At 57.3% G+C, this 4416-nt stretch carries 4 protein-coding genes and 1 pseudogene; all 5 read right to left on the bottom strand.

All coding sequences use genetic code 11. The features are described 5' to 3' along the window. Positions 1 to 518 (bottom strand): annotated as a pseudogene (locus ACR0K9_RS21395) (ABC transporter permease); the annotation flags it as partial. Between the two features lie 73 nt (positions 519 to 591). After that, the gene (locus ACR0K9_RS21390; RefSeq protein ID WP_480826092.1) at positions 592 to 1956 is read right to left on the bottom strand and encodes a CmpA/NrtA family ABC transporter substrate-binding protein; all 1365 of its coding nucleotides are present in this window, start codon (positions 1954 to 1956) and stop codon (positions 592 to 594) included. Positions 1957 to 2227: 271 nt separating this feature from the next. Continuing rightward, on the bottom strand, positions 2228 to 3397 hold the full coding sequence (locus ACR0K9_RS21385; RefSeq protein ID WP_480826091.1) for an ABC transporter substrate-binding protein: 1170 nt from the start codon (positions 3395 to 3397) through the stop codon (positions 2228 to 2230). Then, positions 3394 to 3978: an ANTAR domain-containing response regulator gene (locus tag ACR0K9_RS21380; RefSeq protein ID WP_480826093.1), complete on the bottom strand. Its 585-nt coding sequence runs from the start codon at positions 3976 to 3978 to the stop codon at positions 3394 to 3396. The genes ACR0K9_RS21385 and ACR0K9_RS21380 overlap by 4 nt, the downstream gene beginning before the upstream one ends. Before the next feature lie 136 nt (positions 3979 to 4114). Then, on the bottom strand, positions 4115 to 4416 hold a 302-nt coding region (locus ACR0K9_RS21375; protein WP_480826090.1), incomplete at its 5' end, for a hypothetical protein.

Here is a 4416-nt window from a genome sequence, read left to right as displayed (position 1 = left end):
GGTACGGCCATGATTGTTGCGATCAGAAATCCGAAGAACACGGTTTTGATCGAGGTCCAGATTTGCTGGTAGTAAGACGGCGCGCCGGTATAGGCGACTTCCTTCACCTTCTCTGGCTGGCCCGCATCAATGAACTTCTGATTGCGCTTTTCGACCATGGCTTCGAACTTGGCGCGCTTGGCGGCTTTCGCCTGCGCATCGGCGTTCAGACTGACCATCTCGCCCCAGACCTGTGCCGGCCCGGGGACAGCACCCAGCGACGTCTGCACTTTGGGCGCCAGTGTCGCCCAAAGCAGCAGGAAGGCGCAGATCGACAGCAGCGGGACGATCAGCAGTCGCCAGATTTCGGCCACCTGGGCGCGCGGATTATCTCCGGCGGCGGCCTTCAGGACCGGCGTGGCCCAGCTGAGGCCAAGAACCTGAAACCATTTGTCGGCGGCATTAATGCGAGTGAAAAGGCGGGCACGACGCTCTTCCCGAGCGGCGTCTGCGTTGAATTCTGGATCGACTGTTGTCATCTGATGTGTCCTTGCGGTGGCGGGGCACTTTGGGGTCCGCGCCCGTCGAGGGCCGGGCGCGGCGTTTGGGGAATTAGCCTTGCACGTCCGAGCCGACGATCGTCTGACCGTCTTTCAGACCGATGGTCAGGCTTTCGAGATAGGCGTTGGGGGTGCGGCCGTCATAGGCGATGCCGTCGATAATCTCTTCGGCCGGAGTTGGGGTCTTGTAGCCGTCGCTATCCCAAGGGAAATCAGCCTCGTTCGCCAGCCCTTCGTCAACCAGCAGGCGCGCGGCCTTGAGGTAGATCTCGGGTTTGTAGACCGACTTGGCGACTTCGTCATACCAGCTGTCGGGCTTGGCCTCGGCGATCTGACCCCAGCGGCGCATCTGCGTCAGGTACCAGACGGCGTCCGAGTAGAACGGATAGGTCGCATTGTAGCGGAAGAACACGTTGAAATCTGGGACCTCGCGCTTGTCGCCTTTTTCATATTCGAACGTGCCGGTCATCGAGTTGGCGATGACGTCATAATCCGCGCCCACATATTCAGCCCGGCTCAGAATCTCGACGGCTTCAGGGCGGTTGGCATTTTCGTTCTCGTCCAGCCACATCGCCGCGCGGATCAGGGCCTTGGTCACGGCTAGAGTGGTGTTGGGGTACTGTTCTGCGAACTCGGCATTGAGACCAAAGACCTTTTCGGGGTTGTTCTTCCACAGCTCGTAGTCGGTAATAACCGGAACGCCGATACCCTTGAACACAGCCTGCTGATTCCACGGCTCGCCCACGCAATAGCCATAGATCGTGCCGGCCTCCAAAGTGGCAGGCATCTGCGGTGGAGGGGTCACCGACAGGAACACATCGGCACCAATCTGACCGGTCACGTTTTCAGGGCTGTAATAGCCCGGGTGTAGACCACCGGCGGCCAGCCAATAGCGCAGCTCGTAGTTATGGGTCGAAACCGGGAAGACCATGCCCATGTTGAATGGCTTACCTTCGGATTTGTACTTCTCGACGACCGGCGCCAGAGCCTCGGCGCTGATCGGATGCTGGGGACGGCCGTCGTCCATCACGGGGATATTCGGCCTCATCTCTTCCCAAATCTCGTTGGAGACGGTGATGCCGTTGCCGTTCAGGTCCATTGAGAATGGCGTGATGATATGGGCTTCGGTCCCATACCCGATGGTCGCCGCCAATGGCTGGCCTGCCAGCATATGCGCGCCGTCTAGCTGCCCGCCGATCACGCCATCCAGCAGTACTTTCCAGTTCGCTTGTGCTTCCAACGTCACGAACAGGCCTTCGTCCAGAAAGTACCCATTCTCATAGGCGACAGCCAGCGGCGCCATGTCGGTCAGTTTGATAAAGCCAAAGGTCAGCTCGTCTTTTTCCAGTTCCAATTCGGCCAGTGCTGGAGACACAAGCGCCGTCGTCGCCGCGAGGCCTAAAAGAAGCTTTTTCATCTCGATCCCTTTCGGTTCAGCCCAACCCCATGGGCAAACAAAAAAGCCGCCGACACAGTCCGCCGGGAGGAGGTGGCGGATGGTCGAGCGGCTTTGCTCTTCTAAGGTGCCCTGGATTGTGGGCGAATTCCGTCGGGGGGGCGTCGTTGCCTTCCGATGTCTCGATTAAGTCAGACGCGAAGCAGAACGTCATCATTATTTGACGTCTTCGCTCCGAAAATTCTGCAACGCAGCAAAAAGAGATGCTGCACTGCAAAAAAATTGTGCAAACTCACCCTGCGGGCTCGAAAATGCGTCGGTCGAAGAAGACGTTCCGAGACAGAATCAGGCTGCCATTGGCCGAGGCAACTGCCGTCGACTTAGGCAAAGCTCCTTCAAGTTTCTCGGATGCGCCGGGTGTTTCCACACCAAGCCCTTGCAACTCGCGACGATAGAGATCACTGCGAAAAACCTTGGCGGCTTGTCGTTCCGCTGTCCCGACGTCCAGCCCGTTTCTTAGCGCCAATTGATGCGCGACCCATTTCGCCTGACTGCGCCACGGGAAGGTGGCAGCACCGTCAAAGAACTCGACAAACCCATCCACATGGCGTTGTTCGCCGCGGGCCGAGATCGTGAAGTCCCCCAGCAATGCACGATCGACCAGTTCGGGTGAGACGTTGAGGTAGGTATTGCGCGATAGCATCTCGGACGCGGTTGTTCGGCTGTCCGTTTTGGAAAGCCAGCGTCCCGCGCGCCAAACAGCCCGCATGAGGCTGCCCAGCAGATGCGGCTCGGTTTCGGCCCAGTCCTTTCTAACTGCCAATACTTTTTCAGGGGCGCAAGTCCAGATCGCCTTACCAGGTAACAGCAACGCGCCAACACTGTCGTCCACGGCGAATGAGCCCCAGGGCTCGCCCACGCAAAAGGCATCGATTTCGCCACCCGCGAGCGCCTGCGCCATGAGAGGGGGTGGAACGGTACGGATTTCGATCTGTTTCGAGGCCAGTTTGGTTCCCGCTATCCAATAGCGCAGCAGCTCGACATGCATTGAAAAAGGGAAAGGCACGCCAAACACCAAGACGTCATCGGCAGCTTCTGCCAGTGCAGCCCCAGCCGCAGCGGCATCGGTGAAATCAAAACCATAGCCCTGGCCGATCAATCGCTCGGCCAATTGCGTTCCAACACCTATTACATTGCCATTCAGAGACAGGACATACACTGCGGATAGTGGTGTCGTGATGCCACCAAGACCCAAAGCCATCGCAACGGGGACAGGCGATAGCAGATGCGCCGCGTCCACATGCCCAAAGGCCAGCATATCGCGCAGAGAGGACCATGACGGGGCCGGACGCAGGTCTAGCGAGATGCCTTCAGCATGGTCGAACCCCATCTCGCGCGCAACGATCAACGGGGCCGCGTCGACCAAAGGCATATAGGCAACAGGCAAAGTTACTGTTCTCATGATAACAATCCCGATGCGGTGACCAGGGCTTCGGCCACATCTGCAACTCGGCGGTTCTGGTTCATCGCTGTTTTGCGCAGCAGAGCGTAGGACTCGTCTTCAGACACGCCCTTGGCTTTCATCAACAAACCTTTCGCGCGGTCTATCACTTTGCGCTCCTCCAAAGCACGACGGGTCTCGGCCAGCTCGGTGCGCATTTGGCGTAGTACCTGAAACCGGGCGATGGCGGTATCAATCACAGGTTTGATGCGCTCCGCTTGCAAGCCGTCGACGACATAGGCCGATACCCCGGCCTCAACGGCGGCTTTTGCCAACCCGCCAGCGGCGCCTGAGACGAACATTGCCACTGGTCGATCCATGGGACCAGAGGCAACTGTCAACTCCTCCAGCATATCCCGCGAAGGATTGTCTATGTCGATTAGAACGATGTCTGGGCAATGCACTGCAATTTTACGTGCCAGCCCGGAGACATTGCCGATTACAGAAACGTCTACGTCTCCAGACTCCTTTAAGGCATCCACAATTGCAAACGCACGTTCTTGGTTCTGTTCAACGACAACGACAGTGAGGTATTGTTTCATAGGCTCCCAAGTGAGCCCAAGCTTCATCGATCGCAATTCAAAGGCCACTTGGTATTTCACCAGACCACCAGCTTGCCTATTTTATCATCTTATTTTTGTGTGCCGCGGAATGTCTGCACAGTTTTTCTACATGCCATCAAGGGAATCGGCATTGAACACTGGCATGGTGCATTGGATCGACTCCTTGGCTTTCGAAAAGGCCACTCTCTGGATCGTTGAGATCGAATGACGCTTCCACAGATGATGCGAAATCGAAGGTCCGCTTTGGCAGCCAGAACCAAGTCACTCCACTATCGCTGCGAAAGCCCGCTTTCCTCCCATTCTGTTGAAAAACAATGTGTTGCTGGCGCAGAATTGACGGTATTGAGCACGGCGCGAGCGCCTTTCTGATCAGGCTTTTCGCGTTTGCTGCGGTGCAGGAATGATCTTGGCCAATTT

This window comes from Ruegeria sp. L12 (genome assembly GCF_056531745.1).
This window is presented reverse-complemented; position numbering and strand designations above follow the sequence as displayed.

Bases quoted from the DNA above. Each gene is read 5' to 3' on its own strand.
- ACR0K9_RS21390 (WP_480826092.1), bottom strand. From the start codon at position 1,956: ATGAAAAAGCTTCTTTTAGGCCTCGCGGCGACGACGGCGCTTGTGTCT.
- ACR0K9_RS21385 (WP_480826091.1), bottom strand. From the start codon at position 3,397: ATGAGAACAGTAACTTTGCCTGTTGCCTATATGCCTTTGGTCGACGCG.
- ACR0K9_RS21380 (WP_480826093.1), bottom strand. From the start codon at position 3,978: ATGAAACAATACCTCACTGTCGTTGTCGTTGAACAGAACCAAGAACGT.